The 23,427-nt window shown below is 68.7% G+C and carries 23 protein-coding genes; 12 read left to right on the top strand and 11 right to left on the bottom strand.

Annotation, left to right across the window (positions count from 1 at the left end):
- Positions 1 to 6: 6 nt before the first annotated feature.
- The 5 genes from fliJ to fliF are packed head-to-tail and all read right to left on the bottom strand — an operon-like array spanning position 7 to position 5,444.
- Positions 7 to 486, bottom strand: a complete 480-nt coding sequence (fliJ, locus tag LCHO_RS05085; protein WP_012346053.1) for a flagellar export protein FliJ — start codon at positions 484 to 486, stop codon at positions 7 to 9.
- 38 nt (positions 487 to 524) lie between these two features.
- The gene (fliI, locus tag LCHO_RS05080) at positions 525 to 1,925 is read right to left on the bottom strand and encodes a flagellar protein export ATPase FliI (RefSeq protein WP_012346052.1); all 1,401 of its coding nucleotides are present in this window, start codon (positions 1,923 to 1,925) and stop codon (positions 525 to 527) included.
- Positions 1,922 to 2,707 carry a flagellar assembly protein FliH gene (locus LCHO_RS05075; RefSeq protein WP_012346051.1) on the bottom strand — a complete coding sequence of 262 codons (786 nt, stop codon included), beginning with the start codon at positions 2,705 to 2,707 and terminating at the stop codon, positions 1,922 to 1,924. Before LCHO_RS05075 ends, fliI begins: the two co-directional genes overlap by 4 nt.
- Positions 2,691 to 3,686: a flagellar motor switch protein FliG gene (fliG, locus tag LCHO_RS05070; protein WP_043703881.1), complete on the bottom strand. Its 996-nt coding sequence runs from the start codon at positions 3,684 to 3,686 to the stop codon at positions 2,691 to 2,693. Before fliG ends, LCHO_RS05075 begins: the two co-directional genes overlap by 17 nt.
- A 27-nt stretch (positions 3,687 to 3,713) precedes the next feature.
- The gene (gene fliF / locus LCHO_RS05065; protein ID WP_012346049.1) at positions 3,714 to 5,444 is read right to left on the bottom strand and encodes a flagellar basal-body MS-ring/collar protein FliF; all 1,731 of its coding nucleotides are present in this window, start codon (positions 5,442 to 5,444) and stop codon (positions 3,714 to 3,716) included.
- Between the two features lie 197 nt (positions 5,445 to 5,641).
- On the opposite strand from fliF, the gene fliE reads away from it, so the two are divergent.
- Positions 5,642 to 6,010: a flagellar hook-basal body complex protein FliE gene (fliE, locus tag LCHO_RS05060; RefSeq protein WP_012346048.1), complete on the top strand. Its 369-nt coding sequence runs from the start codon at positions 5,642 to 5,644 to the stop codon at positions 6,008 to 6,010.
- Positions 6,011 to 6,046: 36 nt separating this feature from the next.
- Here the strand turns inward: fliE and LCHO_RS05055 are convergent, their stop codons facing one another.
- The 6 genes from LCHO_RS05055 to LCHO_RS05030 all read right to left on the bottom strand — a co-directional run bounded on the left by LCHO_RS05055 (position 6,047) and on the right by LCHO_RS05030 (position 11,432).
- Positions 6,047 to 6,802: a flagellar brake protein gene (locus LCHO_RS05055; protein WP_012346047.1), complete on the bottom strand. Its 756-nt coding sequence runs from the start codon at positions 6,800 to 6,802 to the stop codon at positions 6,047 to 6,049.
- Between the two features lie 47 nt (positions 6,803 to 6,849).
- Positions 6,850 to 7,182 (bottom strand): flagellar protein FliT, encoded by a 333-nt coding sequence (locus tag LCHO_RS05050; protein WP_043704857.1) that lies wholly within the window; start codon positions 7,180 to 7,182, stop codon positions 6,850 to 6,852.
- Between the two features lie 69 nt (positions 7,183 to 7,251).
- Positions 7,252 to 7,671, bottom strand: coding sequence for a flagellar export chaperone FliS (gene fliS / locus LCHO_RS05045; RefSeq protein WP_012346045.1), 420 nt, complete (start codon positions 7,669 to 7,671; stop codon positions 7,252 to 7,254).
- 143 nt (positions 7,672 to 7,814) lie between these two features.
- Entirely contained in the window at positions 7,815 to 9,254 is a 1,440-nt protein-coding gene (fliD, locus tag LCHO_RS05040) for a flagellar filament capping protein FliD (RefSeq protein WP_012346044.1), read from the bottom strand.
- 139 nt (positions 9,255 to 9,393) lie between these two features.
- A complete protein-coding gene (locus LCHO_RS05035; protein ID WP_012346043.1) occupies positions 9,394 to 10,257 on the bottom strand; it encodes a flagellin domain-containing protein in 864 nt (287 codons plus the stop codon).
- A gap of 314 nt (positions 10,258 to 10,571) precedes the next feature.
- Positions 10,572 to 11,432 (bottom strand): flagellin N-terminal helical domain-containing protein, encoded by an 861-nt coding sequence (locus tag LCHO_RS05030; protein ID WP_012346042.1) that lies wholly within the window; start codon positions 11,430 to 11,432, stop codon positions 10,572 to 10,574.
- A 381-nt stretch (positions 11,433 to 11,813) separates the two neighbouring features.
- Between LCHO_RS05030 and LCHO_RS21955 the strand changes: the two genes are divergently transcribed.
- The 11 genes from LCHO_RS21955 to LCHO_RS04975 all read left to right on the top strand — a co-directional run bounded on the left by LCHO_RS21955 (position 11,814) and on the right by LCHO_RS04975 (position 23,394).
- Complete coding sequence (locus tag LCHO_RS21955) at positions 11,814 to 13,832, top strand: O-linked N-acetylglucosamine transferase, SPINDLY family protein (protein WP_012346041.1); 2,019 nt, start codon at positions 11,814 to 11,816, stop codon at positions 13,830 to 13,832.
- A 36-nt stretch (positions 13,833 to 13,868) separates the two neighbouring features.
- Positions 13,869 to 15,371, top strand: a complete 1,503-nt coding sequence (locus LCHO_RS05020; protein WP_012346040.1) for a class I SAM-dependent methyltransferase — start codon at positions 13,869 to 13,871, stop codon at positions 15,369 to 15,371.
- Between the two features lie 147 nt (positions 15,372 to 15,518).
- Positions 15,519 to 16,844, top strand: a complete 1,326-nt coding sequence (locus tag LCHO_RS05015; protein ID WP_012346039.1) for a tetratricopeptide repeat protein — start codon at positions 15,519 to 15,521, stop codon at positions 16,842 to 16,844.
- A gap of 217 nt (positions 16,845 to 17,061) precedes the next feature.
- Positions 17,062 to 17,385, top strand: coding sequence for a flagellar transcriptional regulator FlhD (gene flhD / locus LCHO_RS05010; protein ID WP_012346038.1), 324 nt, complete (start codon positions 17,062 to 17,064; stop codon positions 17,383 to 17,385).
- Positions 17,386 to 17,446: 61 nt separating this feature from the next.
- Complete coding sequence (gene flhC / locus LCHO_RS05005; RefSeq protein ID WP_012346037.1) at positions 17,447 to 17,983, top strand: flagellar transcriptional regulator FlhC; 537 nt, start codon at positions 17,447 to 17,449, stop codon at positions 17,981 to 17,983.
- Positions 17,984 to 18,148: 165 nt separating this feature from the next.
- Entirely contained in the window at positions 18,149 to 19,420 is a 1,272-nt protein-coding gene (locus LCHO_RS21950) for an HD-GYP domain-containing protein (protein ID WP_012346036.1), read from the top strand.
- Between the two features lie 162 nt (positions 19,421 to 19,582).
- On the top strand, positions 19,583 to 20,356 hold the full coding sequence (locus LCHO_RS04995; protein WP_012346035.1) for a class I SAM-dependent methyltransferase: 774 nt from the start codon (positions 19,583 to 19,585) through the stop codon (positions 20,354 to 20,356).
- A gap of 76 nt (positions 20,357 to 20,432) precedes the next feature.
- Positions 20,433 to 21,290 (top strand): flagellar motor stator protein MotA, encoded by an 858-nt coding sequence (gene motA / locus LCHO_RS04990; protein WP_012346034.1) that lies wholly within the window; start codon positions 20,433 to 20,435, stop codon positions 21,288 to 21,290.
- Positions 21,291 to 21,303: 13 nt separating this feature from the next.
- Positions 21,304 to 22,266 (top strand): flagellar motor protein MotB, encoded by a 963-nt coding sequence (gene motB, locus LCHO_RS04985; protein WP_012346033.1) that lies wholly within the window; start codon positions 21,304 to 21,306, stop codon positions 22,264 to 22,266.
- Positions 22,267 to 22,343: 77 nt separating this feature from the next.
- A complete protein-coding gene (gene cheY, locus LCHO_RS04980; RefSeq protein WP_012346032.1) occupies positions 22,344 to 22,742 on the top strand; it encodes a chemotaxis response regulator CheY in 399 nt (132 codons plus the stop codon).
- Positions 22,743 to 22,761: 19 nt separating this feature from the next.
- The gene (locus tag LCHO_RS04975) at positions 22,762 to 23,394 is read left to right on the top strand and encodes a protein phosphatase CheZ (protein ID WP_012346031.1); all 633 of its coding nucleotides are present in this window, start codon (positions 22,762 to 22,764) and stop codon (positions 23,392 to 23,394) included.
- Positions 23,395 to 23,427: the final 33 nt, after the last annotated feature.

The raw sequence follows: 23,427 nt of genomic DNA, 5'->3' as shown, positions 1-23,427 counted from the left end.
GGTGACTTACATCTGCGACAGGCTGACGTGGCCGCGATCGGCCAGGCGCTGCCAGGCCGCCCGCGAAGCCATCTCGTCCTGCGATTTCTGGTCGCGCCGCTCGGTTTGCCGCGCCATCGTGGTCTCGCGCCGCTCGATCAGCTTCTTGACCGACGCCACGCGCAGCTCGGCGGCCAGGGTCTCGCCGCGCATGCGCTCGAATTCATTCGTCAGACGCTGCACCTGCTGGCCCTGCAGGTCGACCGCGCCGTGCAGGCGGGCGACGAAGTCCTGATAACACTGCATCAGCGTCATCGTCACGCCCTTGCGGAACTGCGCGCCCCAGCGGTTCTCGTATTCGATGCGGTAGTCGTGCAGCTGGGCCTGCTGGGCCTGCGCGGCGGCCAGCGCCTTCTCGGCCCTGGCCTGGCGCGCGAGCGCCTCGTCACGGTGGCCTTCGGCCTGTTCGAGCAGGACGAACAGCGGTTGCAGCGTCGGGTGGGTCATGGGGGCTCCGGTGTCCTGGCGGTTCGGTGGGATGCGGCTCAGGCGGCGCGGGTGATCTTGCGCAGCGCCGCCACGCTGTCAGCCAGCGGCGCACAGCTCCAGGTGTCCTGCTGCAGCAGCGCCACGATGGCGGGCTGGGCACGCACGGCGGCGTCGAGCTCGGCGTCGTGGCCGGGTGCGTAGGCGCCCAGCTGGATCAGGTCACGCGCCTTGTTGACACGCGACAGCAGCTGGCGCATGCGCCGCGCGGCCTCGATGTGCTCGCGCGCGGCCACGCTGGTCATCACGCGCGAGATCGATTTCTCGATGTCGATCGCCGGGTAGTGGCCGCTCTCGGCCAGCTCGCGCGACAGCACGATGTGGCCGTCGAGGATGCCTCGGGCGGCGTCGGCGATCGGGTCCTGCTGGTCGTCGCCCTCGCTCAGCACGGTGTAGAACGCGGTGATCGAGCCCTGGCCCTTCTGCCCGTTGCCGCTGCGCTCGACCAGCTGCGGCAGCTTGGCAAAGCAGCTCGGCGGGTAGCCCTTGGTCGCCGGCGGCTCGCCGATGGCCAGCGCGATCTCGCGCTGCGCCATCGCGAAACGCGTCAGCGAATCCATCAGCAGCAGCACGTGGCGGCCCTGGTCGCGGAAGTATTCGGCGATCGCGGTGGCGTAGGTGGCGCCCTGCATGCGTGTCAGCGGCGGCGAATCGGCCGGCGCGGCCACCACCACCGAGCGGGCGCGGCCTTCCTCGCCGAGGATGTCCTCGATGAACTCCTTGACTTCGCGGCCGCGTTCGCCGATCAGGCCGACCACGATCACGTCGGCCTCGGTGTAGCGCGCCATCATGCCCAGCAGCACCGACTTGCCCACGCCGGTGCCGGCGAACAGGCCCAGGCGCTGGCCGCGGCCGACCGTCAGCAGGGCGTTGATCGAGCGCACGCCGGTGTCGAGCGGGGTGCGCACCGGATCGCGGTCCATCGCGTTGATCGGGCGGCGCGCCAGCGGCTGCGGGTGCACGTCCTGCAGCGGGCCGAGCCGGTCCATCGGCTCGCCGTTGGCGTCGACCACCCGGCCGAGCAGCCCGTCGCCGACCGGCAGGTGGCGCGAACGGTCTTCGTTGCGCCGCCACGGGTGGGCGGTGCGGCCGAGCACCGGCGCCTGCACCGGCGTCTCCAGCGGCACCACGGTGGCGCCGCTGACGAGGCCCTGCACCTCGCCGGTGGGCATCAGGTAGGCCCGGTCGCCGGCGAAGCCGACCACCTCGGCCGGCACCGGCGGCTGGCCGGCCATCTGCACCTCGCACAGCGAGCCCACCGGCATGCGGATGCCCGCGGCCTCGAGCACCAGGCCCGACACCCGCACCAGCGTGCCGTGGGTGGCCAGCGGCTGCGGCGCGCTGGCGAAATTCTGCAGATCGTCGAGGTAGCGCACCCAGCGCCCCGCCAACTCGGTCATGCCGACTCTCCATCCGGCGCTTCGGCCTGCGCCTGCCAGACGTCGTTGCGGCCCATCGCCGCCGCGGCGCGTTGCCAGCGGGTGGCGACGCTGGCGTCGATCAGGCCGATGTCGGATTCGACCCGGCAGCCACCGGGCTCGATCTGGGCATCGGCCACCAGCCGCACCTGGCGGGCGGCGATCAGCTCGGCGCAGCCGCTGGCGACCAGCGCCTGATCCTGCGGATTCAGGCGCAGCGTGATGTGACGGGCCGACACCAGCAGCGTCGACAGCGCGTCCTGCGCCACCGCCACCACCAGCGCGGGCTGGATGCGCAGCTCGGTGCGCACCACCTGGCGGGCCAGGTCGAGCGCGATGCCGGCCAGGCGCTGTGCCAGGTCCTGCTCGAGCGCGTCGAACTGGCCTTGCAGCTGCTTGACGATCGCACCGACCTGGGTGCTGGTCTGGCTGGCAAAGCTTTGCTTGAAGTTCTCAAGCGCCTCCAGGCCGTCGCGGTAGCCGTCCTGGTAGCCGCCCTCGCGCGACAGCCGCAGCGCCTCGATGCGGTCCGATTCGAGCTGCGCCAGCTCGTCGAGCTTGCGCTGCGCCTCGCGTCGCGCGGCCAGCTCGGCCTCGCGCCGCAGCAGTTCCGGATCGGGCTCGGCCTGCGGCCTGAGCGACGGATCGTCGCCGAAGCTGCCGGGTTTCCAGGCGGCAAAGCCGCTCAGTTCCTCGCGCGGGATGAAGCGGCTGTAGAGGCCCGGGCGCGCCGGGGCGTCGGGCTTCTTAGAGGAACTGGTCATCGCCGCCGCCTCCCAGCACGATCTGCCCCTCGTCGGCCAGGCGACGGACGATCTTCAGCAGCTCCTTCTGCTCGCTCTCGACGTCCGACACCCGCACCGGGCCGCGCGACTCGAGGTCTTCCTTCAGCGTCTCGGCGGCGCGGCTGGACATGTTCTTGAACACCTTGTCGCGCATCTCGGGCGTCGCGCCCTTGAGCGCGATGATGAGCGACTCGCTCTGCACCTCTTTCAGGATCGCCTGGATGCCCTTGTCGTCGATCTTCACCACGTCGTCGAAGGTGAACATGTTGTCGAGGATCTTCTGCGCCAGGTCGTTGTCGGCCTCGCGGATGTAGTCGAGCACCGAGGTCTCGATCGCCGAACCCATCATGTTGATGATCTCGGCGGCGCTCTTGACGCCGCCCAGGTTGGCCTTGCGCATGCGGTCGCCGCCGGCCAGCACGCGCGACAGCACCTCGTTGAGGTCCTTCAGCGCGGTCGGCTGGATGCCGTCGAGCGTGGCCACGCGCACCATCACCTCGTTGCGCATGCGCTCGGGCAGGCCCTTGAGCACGTCGGCGACCTGGTCGAACTCCAGGTGCACCAGGATCGCGGCGACGATCTGCGGGTGCTCGTGGCGCAGCAGCTCGGCGATCGCGGCCGAGTCCATCCACTTCAGGCTCTCGATGCCGGTGACGTCGCTGCCCTGCAGGATGCGGTCGATCAGCAGGTTCGCCTTGTCCTCGCCGAGCGCCTTGCGCAGCACGTTCTTGACGTATTCGTCGGTGTCGTTGACCAGCGAGCTGTGGGTGTTGGCCTGCGATTCGAAGCGCGTGAGCACGCTGTCGAAACGCTCGCGCGAGACCGTCTTCATGCGCGCGATGGTCTCGCCCAGGCGCTGCACTTCCTTGGGCGTGAGGTGCTTGAACACCTCGGCCGCCTCTTCTTCACCCAGCGACATCAGCAAGATGGCTGCGTCTTCAACGCCTTGGTCGTCCATGTTCATCTCGGGTTACTGCTCGCGGCCTCAGGCCGCGGCGCCACTGACCCAGCCGCGCACGATGTTGGCCACCGCCGCGGGGTTGTCCTTGGCCATCTTGCGGGCCTGCTCGAGGCGGCGCTGGGCGTCGTCCTCGGGCGCCGGCAGCGCGTTCATGTGACCGGCGGCCAGGTGCGCGGCCTCTTCGGCGCTGCCTTCGAGGGCGGGCAGCTCCTGCGCGTCGTCGACCACCGCATCCACCAGCTGCACCGGCTCGGGCGGTTGCGCCGCCTTGAGCGCCGGACGGATCGCGCCGAACACGATGATCAGCGCCAGCAGCGCCAGGCCCAGCGGCAGGGCGAGCGTGCGCACCATGTCCTGCACCTCGGGCTGTTTCCACAGCGGCGTGGTGTCCTCGACCGGCTTGTCGACCTTGAACGGCGCGTTGATCACCTTGACCGAGTCGCCCCGGTCCTTGCTGAAGCCGACCGTCTCCTGCACCAGCGCGGTCAGCTTGTCGAGCTCTTCGGGCGTCAGCGGCACCACCTGGACATTGCCCTTCTTGTCGGTGACGCTGCGGCTGTTGACCACCACCGCGGCCGACAGGCGCTTGACCTGGCCGCTGGCGGCGCGTGTCACGCGCACGGTCTTGTCGACCTCGTAGTTGGTGACGGCCTCGCGCCGGGCCGTGCCGTTGCTGCCGACGCCACCTTGCGCGGCCTGCATCTGCTGGGCCTGGCCGTTGATCGGCGCGGTGGCCGGCGTGGGCGGCTGGTTGCTCTGCGCGCCCGGCACGCCGGCGGGCATGGCCGCGCCGGGGTTGCTCTGCTCGGTCGACTGGGCGCTGCGCACGGCGGCCGGCGCGTCGCCCTGGTTGGGCTTGAACTCTTCGGAGGTCGATTCGGTCTGCGAAAAATCGATCTCGGCACTGACCTGGGCGCGCAGGTTGTCGCGCCCGAGCACGGGTTCCAGGATGTCGAGGATGCGCTTGGTGTAGACGGTTTCGATCTGGTTGACGTACTGCAGCTGCTGCGCGTCGAGCCCGTTGGTGCCGCCGGCGGCGCCGGCCATGCCTTCGGGCGGGCCGGCCAGCAGGCTGCCGCTCTGGTCGAGCACGCTGACCGCCTTCGGGTTGAGCTCGGCCACGCTGGCCGACACCAGGTGCACGATGCCGGCGAGCTGGGCGCGGTCGAGCGTGCGGCCCGGGTGCAGCGTCAGCAGCACGCTGGCGCTGGGCTTCTGCTGGTCGCGGAAGAAGCCGTTCTGGTTCGGCAGCGCCAGGTGCACACGCGCCGCCTCAACCGCCGACAGCGCCGTGATCGAGCGCACCAGCTCGCCCTCGAGGCCGCGCTGGAAGTTCAGGCGTTCCTGGAACTGGGTGGTGCCGAAGCGGGCGTTGTCCATCAGTTCGAAACCCACCGTCGAGCCCTTGGGCAGGCCGGCCTGGGCCAGCTTCAGGCGCACGTCGTGCACCTTCTCGGCCGGCACCAGGATCGCCGTGCCGCCTTCGGTGAACTTGTAGGGCACGTTCATCTGGGTCAGCTGGGCGACGATGGCGCCGCCGTCCTTGTCCGACAGATTGGCGAACAGCACCTTGTCGTTGTTGCCGGTGTTCCAGAACACCGCCATCGCCAGCAGGCCGATCAGCGCCAGCACGCCGCCGGCCAGCGCCAGCTTGCGGCCCAGGGGCAGGCCGGCGAGACGGGCGGCGAAACCGGGTGCCGGTGCCTCGGCGGCAACCGTGTTCGGTGTCAGAGGCTGCAGGGTGGCGTTGTCCATGTCCGTTCGGCGGCGAGCTTTGATCGATCCGGGCAGGGCGCGCAATGCGCCATGCCACGCAACCGATTATTCGCAAGCCGGCCTCGCCACATGCACCGAACAGCCGACGCTTAAGGCCTCAGTTCCCCCCATCGCGGCCGCGCCGGCGGCCTACATTGGCAACGTGGCGTCATGGTTCGTGCGCCACGACAAGCGCCATGGACATCAAGCTCAAACCCTTCGACTTCGCCCAGGCTGCCACCAAGGCCGGCATGCCGCAGGTTGCCCAGCGGGTGCGCGAAAGCGCCCAGGCCGCCGGCCTGAGCGGCGCGGCGGGCCCGGCCGCCAGCGGCGGCGTCGAAAAGGCGGGTTTCTCGCAGGTCTTCAGCCAGGCGCTCAACAACGTCAGCCAGGCCCAGATGAAGGCCCAGGGCATGCAGCGCGAAGTGGCGCTGGACAACCCCACCGTCAGCCTCGAGGAAACCATGGTGGCGATGCAGCGCGCGCAGATCGGCTTCCAGGCCACCCTGCAGGTGCGCAACAAGCTGGTCCAGGCCTACAGCGACATCATGAACATGCAGGTCTGAGCCCGGTGCCCGGCTCGGCGGGCGCCTGCCCCCGGGTCAGGACACCGCCAGGAGGCGACGGCGTTTCTGGGTCTGGTCGATGTAGCGCTGCAAGGTGCGCGAGGCCACGCCCGACAGGCCCTCGATCTCGCAGCCCAGCCGGCTGCCGTGTGCCGACTCCTTGAGCGGCGCCACGTGCACCACCCGCAGCGCGACCTGCACCTGCGTCAGCGGGTCGAGCGCCAGGCGGGCCGCGCGCACGCTGGTGCCCACCGGCAGCGCAGGCTGATCGTCGGGCAGGAACAGCGCCAGCCCGCCGTGGCTCAGGTCGAGCACGCGCAGCGTCAGTTCGGTGTCGGTCGGCCCGGACACGCGCAGCTGCAGCTCGGGGCAGGCATGGCCCACCGGCCGCACGCGAAAGCCGTCGCGGCGCTGGAAGCGGTAGATCTCGCGCGGGAACTGGGCGTGCAGGGCACTCGCGTCACGGCCGTGCACCAGCATCAGGCCGTTCAGGTCGAACTGGATCTTGACGCTGTCGAGATAACCCACCGCCACCGCCTCCTCGGCCTCGATCAGGCGCTGCACGCGCGCGTCGGCGGCGTCGGCCGACAGCACCAGCACGGCACGCTCGGGGTCGTCGGCCCACAGACAGGTGGTGTAGCTCACGCCATCGGGCGTGGCCAGGGTGATCGGCAGCTCCTCGTCGGCGAAGCGGCGCAACAGGGCGCGGATCTCGCTGCCGGCGCGCACACGGTATTCACCTTGGCCCGGCTTGGCGTCGGTGAGCGACAGAGGCATCGGTTGGGTCGACATCGTGAAAGCCCGAGGTGTCAGTGAAGGATGCAGTCAAGGACGCCGTGTCAGTGCAGCACGTTGCGCGGCCGCCCGGCCATCATCTGGTCGAGGTCTTCGAGCCAGGGCTCGGCGAGGTGGCGGATCTCGGCGTCGTTGACCAGGATGCGCTGCATGATGCGGGCCTTGAGCTGCGCCTCCTCGCTGCCGAGCCGGCGCTCGGTGGCGGCATGCTTGAGCTGCGAGATCAGCACCGCGCAAGCGCCTTCGAGCTTGACCACACGATCCCAGTCGCCTGCGCGGGCGGCCTCCAGCATTTCATGGCTGGCGGTCTCGATGGCCTCGTAGTACTGCAGGAGGGCATGGTTGACGGCCTGGTTGGGAGCAGAAGCGGTTTTCATGGTGGACAACATGGCGGTAGGCTGCGTTTGGAGCAAGAGACCCGGCGTGGACGGCGGTGTTTTCTGCGCTCAGCGCGGCATCTGTGCCGCTATACCGGCCCAGCCTTCGCGCAGCGGTTCGATCAGCGACTGGGCTTCGGCCAGGGCCGCGTCGTCGTTGCGGGCATGGCCCTGCATCAGGCGCACCTGGGTGTAGTCGTAGAGGTCGCGCAGATTGAGAGCCAGTTCACCCCCGAACTTCAGGTTCAGCGCCGCCTTCAGGCCCTCGTCGAGGATGCGGCCAGCGTGGCGGACGTGGCGGCCCTTGTCTTCCGTGCGGCCCTCGGCCAGTGCGCGGCGGGCCTGCTTGACGGCATTGAGGAAGCCGTCGTAGAGCATCAGCGTCAAAGCGTGCGGCGAGGCCGAACTCACACCGGTTTCCACGCCGACCTGGTGGTAGAGGTGAGCCGAGAACTGAGGACGACCGTAAGAAGACGCTTGGCTGAACATGGCTGAATCCTGTTGGGGTGATGTGAACTGCTTGTTTGAGTTATCGACGCCGGGTATCGCTACTTGAGCCCCTGAAACCTGCGCCAGACCCTGAAACGGGGCCTGTATGCCCTGCATATCCGGCTCTGCACGGCCCGGACATCTCAGCTCGAACTCTTGTTCATGTTGGTGATCTGCTGGGTCATGTAGGTCGACAGGCCGTTGAGCTTGGCCATCTGCGTGTCCAGCGCTGTGTACTGGGCGCGGATGCGGGCCTCGACCCCGGTCATGCGCTCGTTGAAGTCTTCCTGCTTCTTCGCGTTGGCATCGATCTGCCGCTGCAGGCTGCTGCTGCGGGTCGACAGCGAGCCGTCGAAGCTCAGCAGCGAGTCACCCCACTTCTGCAGGCTGACGGCAAAGCCGTTGTTGGCCTCGTTGCCGGCGTCCTTGTTGGCGAACAGCGCCTTCAGGTCGGCCAGCTTGCCCAGCGAGCTGGTGAGCTTGGTGCTGTCGACCTTGAGCGTGCCGTCGGACTGCGGGTCGAGCCCGACCTGGGCCAGGCGATTGAACGCACCCGTGACGCCGCTGGTGCCGCCGATGATGTTGCGCATCGCCGAACGCAGGGCGTTGGTGCCCGAATCGCCCTGCAGCGTCGCCCCGGACTTGGCCGCGGCGTTGTACTTGGTCTGCTCGGCCAGGTACTTCGACAGGTTGTTGTAGGCGTCGGCGAAGGCCGTCACGGCGGTCTTGACCGATTCGGTGTTGCTGCTCACGCTCAGGTCGACCGGCGTGCTGCTGACCTTGCCGAGCTTGATCGTGACCCCGTCGACCACGTCGGTCAGCAGGTTGCTGGCCGAGCTGACGCTCAGGCCGTTGATGGTGGCCCGGGCGTTGACCGCCGCCTGGCTCTGCACCATCGCGTTGGCGCCCGCGGACGGGTCGAACGCCAGCGCGGACAGGCCGCTGGCGTCGGTGTTGTTGCCGTCGTCATCGGTGGCGGTGACGCGGAACGCGTTCTCGGCGCCGGTCTCGCTCGAGCGCAGCACCAGGCGCGAGCCCGAGGTGTCGTTGACGATCGACGCCATCACGCCCGACTTGGCGGCGTTGATCTTGTCGCGCACGTCGGCCAGGGTGTCGCTGGCAGCCACGGTCACGTCGACGCTGGAGGTGCCGCTCTTGGGCGTGAAGCCGGTCTGCCCGGCCGCCCAGGTGCCCAGTTCGAGCCGCAGCACGCCCGAGCCGACGGTCGACACCGAGGCCGGCCAGGCCGCCGACGCCACCGTCTGCGCGCTGGCCATCTGCTGCACGGTCAGGCTGTAGTTGCCCGCCGTGGCCCCGGATGCGGTGGTGGCGGTGAAGACGCTCGCGTCGCCCGAGCTGGCGGTGGTGGAACCCCAGGTGTCCGACTTGGTGAGATTGAGCGCCGCATCGCGCAGCGCCGACACGTAACTCTGGACCTTGCCGTACGCGCTGAGCTTGCTCTGGATCTTGCTGGCCTCCGTCTGCATCTGCTGCAGCGGGGATTTCTCCACCGCCATGAGCTGCGTGACGATCGAACTGACGTCCAGGCCGCTGCCGATCCCGGCGGAACTGATGCTGGCCATGATGCTCGCCCCTCATCAAAGTAAAGATGAAAAAAGTCGCCCGGAGCCTTTCGACAGCGGACGACTGATGTATCGACGCACGCAGCGCCGACTTGAGGAAGCCCGATGGGCAGCACCGCCGCCGCCACGGCGGCCGGGTTCAGCCCTGCAGCAGCTTCATGACCTGCTGGGGCAGCTGGTTGGCCTGCGCGATCATCGCGTTGCCGGCCTGCTGCAGGATCTGCGCGCGGCTCAGGTTGGCGGTTTCCGAGGCGAAGTCCGCGTCCATGATCCGGCTGCGGGCCGCCGACTGGTTCTCCACCGACACCTGCAGGTTCGAGATCACCGAGTCGAAGCGCGACTGCGAGGCACCCATCGTGGCGCGCTCGGCGTTGATCGTGTCGAGTGCGTCGTCGATGGCGTCGATGGTCGTGCCGATGGTGGCCGCCGCGGTGCTGTCGATCACGGCCCGGCCGGCGCCCGTGTTGTCGGTGCCGGCGACCGCCGTGATGGTGGCCGACGTCGTCATGTCGGTGGTGGTGATCGAGATCGTGTCGTCGGTGGTGGTGTTGGCGCCGACCTGGAAGTCCATCTGCCCGGCGTTCGCGCCGAGGATGTTCTTGCCGTTGAAGGTGGTGCCACCCAGCACGCGCTGCACTTCCTTGGCCAGCTCGCCGAATTCCTTGTCGAGCGAATCGCGGTCGGTGTCGCTGTTGGTCGCGTTGGCCGACTGCACCGACAGTTCCCGCATGCGCTGCAGGGCATCGGCGGCCTTGCCCAGGCCGCCTTCGGCGGTCTGCGCCATCGAGATGCCGTCGTTGGCGTTGCGCACCGCGACGTTCATGCCCTTGACCTGCGCGTTCATGCGCTCGGCGATCGCCAGGCCGGCGGCGTCATCCTTGGCACTGTTGACACGCAGGCCCGAAGACAGGCGCTGCATCGAGGTGGCCAGCGACATCTGCGAGGCCGCCTGGTTGCGCTGGGCATTCAGGGATGCCATGTTGGTGTTGATCGTCTGGGCCATGCTGATTCACTCCGAATGATTCCCACGTGATGGCGGCAATGGCGTGTTGCCGATGCAGCCCCAAGCAACTGGGGTGACGTTGCCGGGCGCCGCCCGGTGCGGCAGAAGCACGTGTGAACTTCTGTGGGATCGATTGTGGGCAGCACCACCCCCCGGCAATTCGCCGAGAAAGAGGCAAAACCGGCGGCAGTTCCGAGACCGGCAAAGTCGAGATCCGCAACGGCCGACGCCACCAGCGCTTGCGCGTGGTGGCGTCGTGAGGGCCGCGGTCGCGGCCGGATCCGCAACCCCGGGCCGGCCCGGGGCGGTGTCGGTCAGCGCAGCAGCGACATCACCTGCTGGGGCAGCTGGTTGGCCTGCGCGATCATCGCGTTGCCGGCCTGCTGCAGGATCTGCGCACGGCTCAGGTTGGCGGTTTCCGAGGCGAAGTCCGCGTCCATGATGCGGCTGCGGGCCGCCGACTGGTTCTCCACCGACACCTGCAGGTTCGAGATCACCGAGTCGAAGCGCGACTGCGAGGCACCCATCGTGGCGCGCTCGGAGTTGACCTTGTCGAGCGCGGCGTCGATGTCGTCGATCACCGTGTCGACCGTGCCGTTGGTGGTGCTGTCGATCACCGCGCGGCCGGCGCCGGTGTTGTCGGTGCCCGCGACCGCCGTCAGACTGGCGTCGGCGGTCATGTCGGCGGTGGTGATCGTGATGGTGTCGTCGCTGGTGGTGTTGGCACCGACCTGGAAGTCCTGGTCACCCGCATCGGCACCGAGCACCGCCTTGCCGTTGAAGGTGGTGCCACCCATCACGCGCTGGATTTCCTTGGCCAGCTCGCCGAACTCCTTGTCGAGCGAGTCGCGGTCGCTGTCGCTGTTGGTGGCGTTGGCCGACTGGACCGCCAGTTCACGCATGCGCTGCAGCGAATCGGCCACCTTGCCAAGCGCGCCTTCAGCGGTCTGCGTCAGCGAGATCGCGTCGTTGGAGTTGCGCACCGCCACGTTCATGCCCTTGACCTGAGCGTTCATGCGCTCGGCGATCGCCAGACCGGCGGCATCGTCCTTGGCGCTGTTGACACGCAAGCCCGACGACAGGCGTTGCATCGAGGTGGAGAGCGAACTTTGCGAAGCGGCCTGGTTGCGCTGCGCATTCATCGAGATGATGTTCGAATTGATCGTGGAAGCCATTTTGAACTCCTAAGAAGGTTGCGGCGAACCGTTGGTGAACCCGGCCTTGAGCGCCGTTGAGATTGCCCCAGACCTTTCGGTCTGGACTGTTGTCCGGCGCTCGTCAGCCTGGGTGCAGCCTCTGACCCGGAGGTCGTTTTCTGCATCAGCCGGCTTACCGGACCACGGATCTGATCTGCGACCCGTTGATTTTGTTTTCGGCCCCGGCGCCCGGAAACTTTAGGCCGGGCCCCGTAAAAATCTTGCAGACCGTCCCCGCCGACGCGCCGCGCAAGGCGGCGCCCAGGCGCGAACTGCCGCCCTGGCACAGGCCATTTCATCGGTTCCAGCAGGCCCCGACTTGAATACAGTGAAGCGATGCCCGCCACGCCATCGCCCGCCATGACCGCTCCTGCCGCCGCACAGTCGCCCCGCCCGAACCCGCGTGCCGTGGCGGCGCGCAGCCAGCGCGCGCAGCGGGCTTGGCGCGAGGGCTGCGAGCACCACGCCAAGGCGCGCCACAAGGCCGCCCGCGCCGCCTTCACCCGCGCCGTGCAGGATGCCCCGGACGAGGCGCTCTACTGGATCAATCTGGCGCGCAGCGAAAAGGCGCTCGGCGCCCGCCAGGCCTGCACCGACGCCGCACGCCGGGCCACCCGGCTCGACCCGGCGCAGTGGGCCTACTGCCAGTTCCTGATCGACGGCCTGCACGCCACGCGCGCCCACCAGGAGGTGCTCGCGGCACTGGATGAACATGCCGCCGCCGTCGCGCCAAGCGATTTGCCCGCGGCCTGGCACCTGGCTCGTGGCCAGGCGCTGTTCCACCTGGGCCGCGCAGCCGATGCCGTCCAGCCCTGCCTGCAGGCCCTGATGCTCGCCAACAGCGCGGCGCGCCGCGATGACGGCAACGTCGTCATGCTCAGGCGCAGCGCCAGCCTGATGCTGGGGCACAGCCTGGCCACCCTCAAGCGCCACGCCGAAGCGGCGGTGTGTTTCCGCATGGGGCTCGATGCCGATCCGCTGGCCGTCGCCAACGCCCTGTATGCGGCGCACTACGCCGCCTGGGCCTGCGACTGGACGGCCTTGCCCGACGACCTGCAGCGCCTGCAGCTGGCCGTGACCGCGGCGCGCGCACTGCCACCGGGCACGCCGCTGCAGGATTTCAGCCCCTTCTGCCTGCTCGGCCTGAGCGACGACGCCGCCCTGCTGCGCTGGGCAGCCGAAAACTCCGGCGCCACCGGCCGCACCGCCGCCGTGCCGCGCAGCGCCCAGCCGGTGCCACGCGCTGACGGCCGGATCCGGCTCGGGCTGATCTCGTCCGACTTCCACCACCATGCCACCAGCTTCCTGCTGGTGCAGGCGCTCGAACACATCGACCGCAGCCGCTTCGAGCTGCATTTCTACAGCGGCGGCCCCGACGACCGCTCGGCCACCCGGGCCCGCGTGCTGGCCACCGCCACCCGGGTGCATGAAGTGCGCGGCTGGTCGACCGAGCGGCTGGTCGAGCAGATCCGGCAGGACCGCATCGGCGTGCTGTTCGACCTCAAGGGCTACACCGCCGGGCACCGCCTGGACGTGATGGCGCAGCGCCCGGCGCCGCTGCAGGTCGCGTGGCTGGGTTACCCGGGCACCAGCGGCGAGCCGGGCATCGACTACCTGATCGGCGACCCGATCGTCACGCCGCTCGCGCACCAGGGCGACTTCACCGAGGCGATCGCCCAGATGCCGCACTGCTATCAGCCCAACGACGGCCAGCGCTCGCGCCCCGTCGCCTGGAGCCGCCAGCGCTGCGGCCTGCCCGACGATGCGCTGGTGCTGGCGAGCTTCAACCAGTCGTACAAGACCACGCCCGAGGTGTTTGCCGCCTGGTGCCGGATCCTGGCCGCGCAGCCGCGCGCGCTGCTGTGGATGCTGGTGCCCGACGCCGACACCCAGGCGCGCCTGCGCGAGGTGGCCGCCGGCCACGGCGTCGACCCGCAGCGCGTCGTCTTTGCGCCGTTCGTCGACATCGAATCCCACCGCGCGCGTCTGCCGCAGGCCGACCTGATCCTCGACACCTTCCCCTGCAGCGGTCACACCACCACCAGCGATGCGCTGTGGGCGGGCGTGCCGGTGCTGACCTTGACGGGCCGCAACTTCGCGGCACGGGTGGCCGCAAGCCTGGTTCACACGCTGGGGCTGGACGAGCTGATCTGCGACGACCTCGCGACCTACGTCGACCGCGCCATCGAACTCAGCCGCAGCGACGCCGCCCGCCAGGATCTGCGCGACCGTCTGGCCCGTGCGAGCGAGGCCTCGACGCTGTTCGACGGCGCCCGTTTCGCCACCGACTGGCAGGCCCTGATCGAGCGCATGGTCGCGCGCCAGGACGCCGGCCTGCCCCCTGTGCCGCTGGCCGCCGCCGAGCCGGCCGCGCGCTGAGCCGGCATCCACGCCCCACCTTCACGAGCGCCCCGCATGCAACTCCCCCACGTCCACCTGTGCATCGTCCAGCCGTCGGGCTATGTCCATGCGCTCGGTTTCATCGACCAGGCGCGGTTCTTCAGGCACCAGTTCCGCCGCATGGGTGCCAGCGTCACGCTGGCCAAGAACCGGCTGCGCCACGACGCGGTCAACTTCGTGTTCGGCGCGCACCTCGGTTTCGATGCCGGCCTGCGCCAGCGCCACAGCTGCATCTTCGTCAACCTCGAGCAGCTCGGCGCCGAGGGCGCGGCCGTCAAGCCCGCCTACCTGCAGCTGCTGGCCGGCTCGGCGGTGGTCGACTACCACGCCGACAACGTCGCCGCCTACCAGGCGCGTGCCGACGACGTGCCGATCTTCGGCTTCGCCCACGCGCCCTATCTGCAGCCCGCCGAGGTGCTGCCGCTGGCCGATCGACCGATCGACCTGCTGTTCTTCGGCTCGATGAACGAACGCCGGCGCGCGCTGATCGAGCGTCTCGAGCGCAGCGGCCGCAGCGTCACGCTGCTCGACGGCCCCGTCTACGGCCCGGAACGCGACGCCCTGGTGATGCGCGCCAAGGCTGTGCTCAACCTGCATTTCTATCCGACCGCGCGTTTCGAGCAGGCGCGGGTGTTCCAGTGCCTGTCGCTGGGCACGCCGGTGATCTCCGAGCGCGGCCCCGGCAGCGCGGTGCCGGCGCAGTTCGAGGACAGCGTGCACTGGCTCGACGTCGAACGCATCGACGACTTCTTGCGCACGCAGTTCGACACGCCGCAGTTCCACGCCGCCTCGGCGCAGCAGCTGGCGGCCTTTGCCACGCACGACGTGATCGGCGACTACGCCGAGCTGCTGGCCTTCGCCGCCGGCTACCGGCAGGTGCACCAGCAGCAGATGGCGGGCGAGCCCTGGCGACCGACCCGCCTGCACATCGGCTCGGGCAAGGACTACAAGCCGGGCTGGCTCAACGTCGACATCCTCGCCAGCGCGCAGCCCGACGCCCTGCTCGACCTGGCTCAACCCTTGTCGCTGCCGTTGCACATCGACAGCCCGCAGACCGGCCCGACCGAGCTGCATGCCGGCGGCCTGACGCGCATCTACGCCAACAACGTGCTCGAACACGTGAGCGACCTGCCGCGCCTGATGGGCAACTGCCTGCGCCTGCTGGCCGACGGCGGCGTGATGGACATCGAGGTGCCCTACGAGCGCGCGCCCACCGCGTGGCAGGACCCGACCCACGTGCGCGCGCTCAACGAGAACTCCTGGCTCTATTACACCGACTGGTTCTGGTATCTCGGCTGGTTCGAGCACCGCTTCGCGCTGCGCGAGCTGATCTACCTGGACGCGCGCCTGCAACCGTGCCGACAGGAGGGCGCCCACTTCATGCGCGTGCGGCTGGCCAGGACCACCACCTCGCTGGCCGAACGCATGACCGCCCGCACGATGCAGGCCGATTTCGGCGGTCTGCCGGACGACGACGGTGACGGCGACGCCGTCGACCTGGACAACGCGCCGACCTGAGTCTGTATCCGGGCGGTCATGAACGTTGCGAGTCGGTTGCACTTTGTGCCGCTGTTCGGATGATCGGGCTGGAGTAGCGCCTCTAAAGTTCTGTCATCGGCTGCCGATGCAGCCCCCACGGATCTCACGCTTCCAGCCTGTCACGCCATGCTCCACCTCGTCGTCTCTCGCAACACCGAAGACCTGGCCTGGCTGCATCAGCTGCCCGCCCGATGCAGCGTGCGGGTCTACAACCACGGCGCACCGCTCGATCCGGGCCGCCTGCCCGAAGGCACGCAGGTCGTCCCGATGCAGGGCGGCGGCGCCAGCGCTGCCAGTTATCTGCATCACCTCAAGACCGTCGGCGCCACCGGCGCGGACGATCACACCGTCTTCACGCCCGGCAATCCCTTCGTGCACGCGCCGGCCTTCCTGGAACTGCTGCGCAAGCCGCACCGCTGGGGCGACGTGCAGCCGCTGTCGATTCACGGCGCCCCGACCACCGCGCAGGGCCGCGGCATCCCGCCCCATCGGCTGGCCGAGCGCGACGCGCGCGACTGGATCGGCGCGATGGCGGTACGCCCGGAGCGCTACAGCCTGTGCACCTGGGGCTCGGTGCATTTCATGGACGAGCAGGCCTGGCGCCACGCCGAACACCATCGCCGCCAGCACGACCTGCCGGACGGCACCAACCTGGCGGCCCATTTCTACGAACTCTGCGGCCTGACGCGCCTGGCCGAAGACGCGGCCGACGCCGACATCGGCCTGATGGCCTACGGTGGCGTGTTCGCGGTACGCGGCCGGGCGATCGCCGCCCTGCTGGCCGACGCCGCGCCGCAGCTCGACCAGATCGCCACGCTGTGCCGGGCCGACCCGCATTACCCGTGGGTGCTCGAACGCTGCTGGCTGCACCTGTTCGGCCTGCCCTATGTGCGCCTCGAAGCACTCGCGCGCCCGACCGAGGCGATCACGCCGATGGCCACCAGCCTGTCGCGCGTGGTCGCGTCGATCGATGCCCTGCTGGCGCGAGCCGAAGGCGAACCGGCGCCACGCCACGCGCGCCGGGTCGAGGCGGCCGCGCCCGCTCGCCTGCAATCCTTGCGTGACCAGGCGCGCAGCGCGCTGAGCGCGGGCGATGCCGACCGGGCGATGGCCTTGCTGCGACAGGCGGTGCAAGCCGCGCCACAGGATGTCGAGATCCTGGCCGACACCGCGGCGCTGGCCTTCCAGCGCGGCGACCTCGCCACGGCGGTGCCGATGGCACGCCGCGCGCTGCTGCTCGAGCCACAGCACGCCGCCAGTCAGTTCACCCTCGCGATGAGCCTGGCCGCGCTGGGCGAGCAGCATGAATCGCTGAGCCTGTTCGACGGGCTGATGCACGCGGACTGCGCGCGCAGCTTCCGCACCGAACACCCCGAACTGGCCGCCATCGCGGCGCGGCAGTCGCACCACCTGCTCCAGCAGCAACAGCAGCGCAGCACCGCGCTGGCCTGAATTCACCGACAGCACTGGCCCCGGCAGAACGGGGCGAGGCGTCACCGCGGTCGATCCGTGCTGATGCCGTGTAGGAATTTGCCTGACAGATCGGATGGAAAAAGAAGGACTCAAGCGGCAGAAGTGACCTGATGTTGCGAGCCAGTTCGACGGTTCACACTTCATCTCAAGTTGAAACGAATCGCTGAACTGCAGCCCACCCCGCCAGGAGCCCGCCATGAACACCGAACAGATCCTTGCCGAAATCCGCGAAGCCAACCTGTCCTACCTGATGCTCGCTCAGAGCCTGATCCGCGCTGACCGCGAACAGGCGCTGTTCCGCCTCGGCGTGTCGGAAGAGACCGCCACGATCCTCGACACCCTGTCGCCGTCGCAGATGATGAAGATCGCTTCGGGCAACACGCTGCTGTGCCGCATGCGCGTCGACGACGATCTGGTCTGGAGCCTGCTCACCAACCACGGCAAGAGCGCCGCCAACGACGGCATCTCGCGCCTGCACGCCAGCATCCTGATGGCCGGCCGCCATCACGAAGCCGCCTGAAACACTTGACCCTCGACGACGGCAACGGACAATCACCGGACCCCATCGACGGAGAGTCCCCATGCGAGCCAAGAGCATCCTGACCGAAGCCAAGCAGATCGAGCGTGCCATCACGCTGATCAAGCTCGGTGCACGCCTGCAGGTGCTGGAGTCGGAGACCGACCTGTCCTACGAGCGCCTGCTGCGCCTGTACAAGGAAGTCGCCGGCAAGTCGCCGAGCAAGGGCCAGCTGCCCTTTTCGACCGACTGGTTCATGACCTGGCAGCCCAACATCCACGCCAGCCTGTTCCTGAACACGCACGAGTACCTGAACAAGGTCGCCGAGATGGAGGAGATCGACACCATCATCAAGGCCTACCAGCTCTACCTCGAGCAGACGCAATCGCAGGGTCTCGAGCCCCTGTTGTCGGTGACCCGTGCCTGGCGGCTGGTCAAGTTCGTCGACAACGGCATGCTCACGATGACCGCCTGCTCCAAGTGCGGCGGCCACTTCGTGACCCACCCGCACGAGATCGCCAAGCACTACGTGTGCGGCCTGTGCAACCCGCCGGCGCGGGCCGGCAAGGGCAAGGCCAGCGGCGGCCTGCAGCTTCACTGACCTGGATCGTCCAGGCCGTTTCCCGGTTTCTTCTGGTTATCTCCTCCTCGGCATCTTCGCGATGCCTTTCAACGGGCCTTCACAGGCCCGTTTTCTTTTGCCGGCCCGCACCTCAAGCGCGAGCCCGCACGTGCCGATACGACAGGTCAGCACACCGCGACAACCATGGCCCTGATCTCACTGTCACCCCGACACCTGCATCTGCGGGCAGCGTTGCCCTTCCGGGTCTACGACGCCAACGGCATGCTGATGCTCGCCAGCGGCACTGCGATCGAACACGAGGCGCAACTGCAGACGCTGCGCAGCAAGGCCCTGTTTGCCGATGACAGCGAGGCCCAAGGCTGGCTGGAGCGGGCCAACCAGACGGTGCAGGCGCTGATGCTCGACGACGCGCCGCTGCAGCAGATCGCCGTGGCGCGCTGGCGCGACACCGGCAGCGGCGCCGCCCTGACACGCGAATCGCTCGGCAGAGCCGGCGGCGACAGCCCATCGAGGCAGCGCTGCGCGTCCGCACTGGACACCAACATCTCGCTGATCGAGCGCTGGGAGAGCCAGATGCAGCAGGTCACTGCCCTGCTGCGCGAAGGCCAGCGCGACAGCGGCTGGCTCGAACGCCTCTACCTCGCCGTGACGATCTCGAACAGCCTGGCCGAGAGCCATCCGAACGAAGTGCTGTTCCTGATGATCCAGCACGCCGCGCACCAGACTCGCCACTACAGCAGCCACCACGCCGCACTCTGCGCGGTGATCTGCACACGGGTGGCCACCGCCTTGCAGTGGACCGACGACGAGGTGCAGGCACTCAGCCTGGCGTCGATCACGATGAACCTGTCGATGACGGCCCTGCAGGACCGGCTCGCGACGCAGAAGGAACCGCCCACACCCGAACAGCGCGAGCAGATACAGAGCCACGCCCTCCGGTCGGCCTCCGAACTGGCGGCGATCGGCGTGCGCGACCCGCGGTGGTTGAAGGTGGTGCGCCTGCACCACGACCGCAGCCTGCTCGAGACGCCGCTCGCCCGGCTCGATTCGTCGAGCCGGCTGGCCCGCCTGCTGGGCGTGGTCGACCGCTTCACCGCCAAGGTCAGCCGGCGGGCCTCACGCTCGCCGATGTCGCCGCTGGCCGCGGCACGTGACGCCTGCGTCGGCCCCGACGGGCGACCCGACGAGCTGGGGTCGGCCCTGCTCAAGACGCTGGGCATGTATCCGCCGGGCAGCTACGTGCAACTGGCGACCGGCGAGATCGGCGTGGTGCTGGCACGAGGCGGCAAGGCCAACGAGCCGATGGTGGCTGCGCTGGTCGGCACGAGCGGCCTGCCGCTGGCCGATCCGGTCCTGCGCGACACCTCCCGCACGGGCCGCGCCGTCACCGGCGCCGTGGCCGTGGCCGACGTGCGGGTGCGGATCCATCACGAAAAGCTGCTCGAGCTGATCTGACGCGACAACCCGCCGACGGCGACGGCGAGACGCTAAGCCCGGAACAGGCCGGTCCGGCCGGCGTTGCAACACGCACCGACCGAGGCCGGAAGGACGGATAAACGTGGCATGTCCGGCCACTCGCTCGATCCTGCCTCGCCCGCAACCGCGGCATCGAAACCGATGCCGCAGCGCCTGCACTGGCCGATGGCGGCCCTCGTGCTGTGGGCGGCCTGCTGGGCCTTGCACGGCTGGCTGCTGAACCTGGGTGCCGGCGCAGCGGTGGCGTTTGCGCTCGCTTGCGCGCTCGGTGCAGCCGGCGCGCTGCTGGCCGCCAGCCGCTGGCGCCAGTGGATGCTCGCCGGCGGGTTTCCGCTGTCGGCGCTGATCGGCGGCGCGGCGGTCGGGCTGCCGGCCTGGGCCTGGCTGCTGCCGCTGGCGCTGCTAGCGCTGGCCTACCCGCTGCGCGCCTGGCACGACGCGCCGGTTTTCCCGACCCCCCAGAACGCGCTGAGCGGCCTGGCGCAGGCCGCCCCGCTGCCCGTCGACGAGGCCAGCGTGCTCGACGCCGGCTGCGGCCTCGGCCATGGCCTGCGGTCGCTGCGGCACCAGTACCCGCGCGCCCGGCTGCACGGCATCGAATGGAGCTGGCCGCTGTCGATCGCGACGGCGCTGCGCTGCCGCTGGGCCCGCATCCGCCAGGGCGACATGTGGGCGCAGCCGTGGTCGGGGCACGCGCTGGTCTACGTCTTCCAGCGCCCCGAGAGCATGCCGCGCGCCTGGGCCAAGGCGCAGGCCGAACTGGCGCCGGGCAGCTGGCTGGTGAGCCTGGCGTTCGAGGTGCCCGGTCGGACACCGCACGCGGTGCTGCGCGAAGGACGCGATCTGCCCGTGTGGATCTATCGAACAGAGGCCCTTTCGCGGCCGCACCGCACCTCAAGTGCAAGCCCGAAATGACCGATATGCAAAACATGGTGAACGCGGCGCGCACCACCCGGTCACGTGCCATCACCGCATAGGAAAGAGCAGAACCATGTTTGTCCTGATCGGCTGGGGCGTCGCCATCGGATGCATCTTCGGCGTGTACATCATTCACGGCGGGAACATCAGCGTCATCCTGAAGGCCCTGCCCTGGGAAATGATCACCATCTTCGGCGGCGCCCTCGGCGCCTTCGTGGCCAACAACCAGATGAAGGTGCTGAAGGCGACGATGAAGGGTCTGGGCGCGTGCTTCAAGGGCTCGAAGTACTCGAAGGCACGGGCGATGGAGCTGCTGGCGCTGATCTACGAGATCCTGCAGAAGTCGCGCAAGGAAGGCCTGATGTCGATCGAGAAGGACATCGAGGATCCGCACAGCTCGCCGCTGTTCCAGAAGTTCCCGGTGGTCGGCAACGACCACCACGTCACCGAGTTCATCACCGACTACCTGCGCATGATGGTGTCGGGCAACCTGAACGCGCACGAGATCGAATCGCTGATGGACAGCGAGCTCGAGACCCACCACCACGAGGCGCACAGCGCGGCCGCGGCGATCGCCCGGCTGGCCGGCGCGCTGCCGGCCTTCGGCATCGTCGCGGCGGTGCTGGGCGTGGTCAACACCATGGGCTCGGTCGGCCAGCCGCCGGCGGTGCTGGGCGGCATGATCGGCTCGGCGCTGGTGGGGACCTTCCTGGGCATCTTGCTGGCCTACGGCTTTGCCGAGCCGCTGGCCGGCCTGCTCGAACAGAAGATCGACGAGGACGGCAAGGAACTGCAGTGCATCAAGGCCACGCTGCTGGCCAGCATGCAGGGCTACGCGCCGCAGATCGCGATCGAGTTCGGCCGCAAGGTGCTCTATTCGACCGAGCGCCCGAGCTTTGCCGAGCTCGAAGCGCACGTGAAGAAGAAATAAGGAGGCGCACACCATGGCCGGCGACGCGAAAAAGCTCCAGCCCATCATCATCAAGCGGGTCAAGAAGGGCGGCCACTCGGCACACGGTGGCGCCTGGAAGATCGCCTACGCCGACTTCGTCACGGCCATGATGGCGTTCTTCCTGCTGATGTGGCTGCTGGGCTCGACCACCGAGGGCGACAAGAAGGGCATCCAGGACTTCTTCCAGAGCCCGCTCAAGGTGGCGATGTCGGGTGGCGCCGGCGCCGGTGACGCCACCTCGGTGATCAAGGGCGGCGGCACCGACCTCTCGCAGACCTCCGGCCAGGTCAAGCGCGGCGAAGTGCCGAGCAAGAAGACCTACAACGCCGAAGCCATCAAGACCTCGCAGCGCAAGGCCGAGCAGGAGCGCCTCGAAACCCTGCGCCAGCGGGTGCAGGACGTGATGGCCAACTCGCCCAAGCTGGCCGAGTTCAAGAACCAGATCCGCCTGGACATGACCCGCGACGGCCTGCGCATCCAGATCGTCGACGAGCAGAACCGGCCGATGTTCGACAGCGGCGCTTCCGAGGTCAAACCGTACATGCGCGAGATCCTGCGCGCCATCGGCTCGGTGCTGACCGAGGTGCCGAACCGGCTCACGCTCGAGGGCCACACCGACGCCAAGCCGATGGGCAGCGGCGCGGGCTACAGCAACTGGGAGCTCTCGAGCGACCGCGCCAATGCCTCGCGCCGCGAACTGCTCGCCGGCGGACTCGACGACGCGCGGGTGCTGCGCGTGCAGGGCCTGGCGGCCAGCGTGCCGTTCGACCAGCAGGACCCGCTCAACCCGATCAACCGGCGAATCAGCATCATCGTGATGACACGCGAGGCGCAGGACCGGTTCTTCCAGTCGGGCGATGCCCCGCCCGTCGAGCCGGAGGCCCCCGCGCCCACCGGCGAAACGACCGGGTCTGACGCCGCCGCGCATTCAAGTGCCCCGCACGCGAACCGATAAACAGGCATCGATCGCGCTGTTGCACCCAGCCTCCCCGCCATTCACACCGTCCTCACCCGCTACGCCAAGGACCGACCATGACCACTTCATCAGACCTCAAATTTCTGGTTGTCGACGATTTTTCGACCATGCGCCGCATCGTGCGCGGGCTGCTCAAGGAAATGGGCTGCAACAACGTCGAGGAGGCCGAGGACGGCCACGTCGCGCTCAACATGCTCAAGAACAGCCGCTTCGACTTCGTCGTCAGCGACATCAACATGCCGGTCATGAACGGCTTCGAGCTGCTCAAGGCGGTCAAGGCCGACGAGACCCTCAAGCACCTGCCGGTGCTGATGGTGACCGCCGAGGCGCGCAAGGAAGACATCGTGCTGGCCGCCCAGAGCGGCGCGGCCGGCTACATCGTCAAGCCCTTCACCAAGGCCACGCTGGAAGAAAAAGTCACCAAGATCATGCAGAAGCTGGCTGCGACGGCCTGAACCCTCAGGGAGAGCGAACATGAAGATCGAAGACTTTGCCGCGTTTGCACCCCCCGAAGGCGTCGTCACGTCGCCGGAGGTGTTCCAGCAGATCGGCGAGATCACCCGCCTGCTGCACGACACGCTGCAGCAGCTGGGCGTGATGCCCAAGCTGCAGACCGCCGCCGAGGGCCTGCCCGACGCCCGCAGCCGCCTGAACTACATCGCCAACAAGACCTCCGACGCCGCCAACAAGGTGCTGAACTCGGTCGACCACGCCAAGAGCGAGCACCTGCGCATCTCGGCCGACACGCGGGCGCTGGCCGCCGCGCTGGTGGCCGACCCGGTCAAGGCGGTGGCCAGCGGTGCGGTGCTGAACTTCGCGCACGACGTCGAGGCCTCGACCGCACGCATCGACCAGCACCTGACCGACATCATGCTGGCGCAGGATTTCCATGACCTCACCGGTCAGGTGGTCGCCAAGGTGGTCGCACTGGCGATCGACCTGGAAGACAGCCTCGTCAAGCTGCTGGTGCAGGTGGTGCCGCCCGACCAGCGCGACAAGGTCGACAGCTCGGTGCTCAACGGCCCGGTCGTCAACCCCGAAGGCCGCACCGACGTGGTCAGCGACCAGAGCGAGGTCGACGACCTGCTCGCCAGCCTGGGTTTCTGAGCGGCGATCGTGACTGCGGGTATCCTCTAGGGT

Source organism: Leptothrix cholodnii SP-6, from assembly GCF_000019785.1.
Classification (GTDB): domain Bacteria; phylum Pseudomonadota; class Gammaproteobacteria; order Burkholderiales; family Burkholderiaceae_C; genus Sphaerotilus; species Sphaerotilus cholodnii.
Note: the sequence above shows the minus strand (reverse complement) of the source record. Positions and strands in the feature narration are given on the sequence as shown.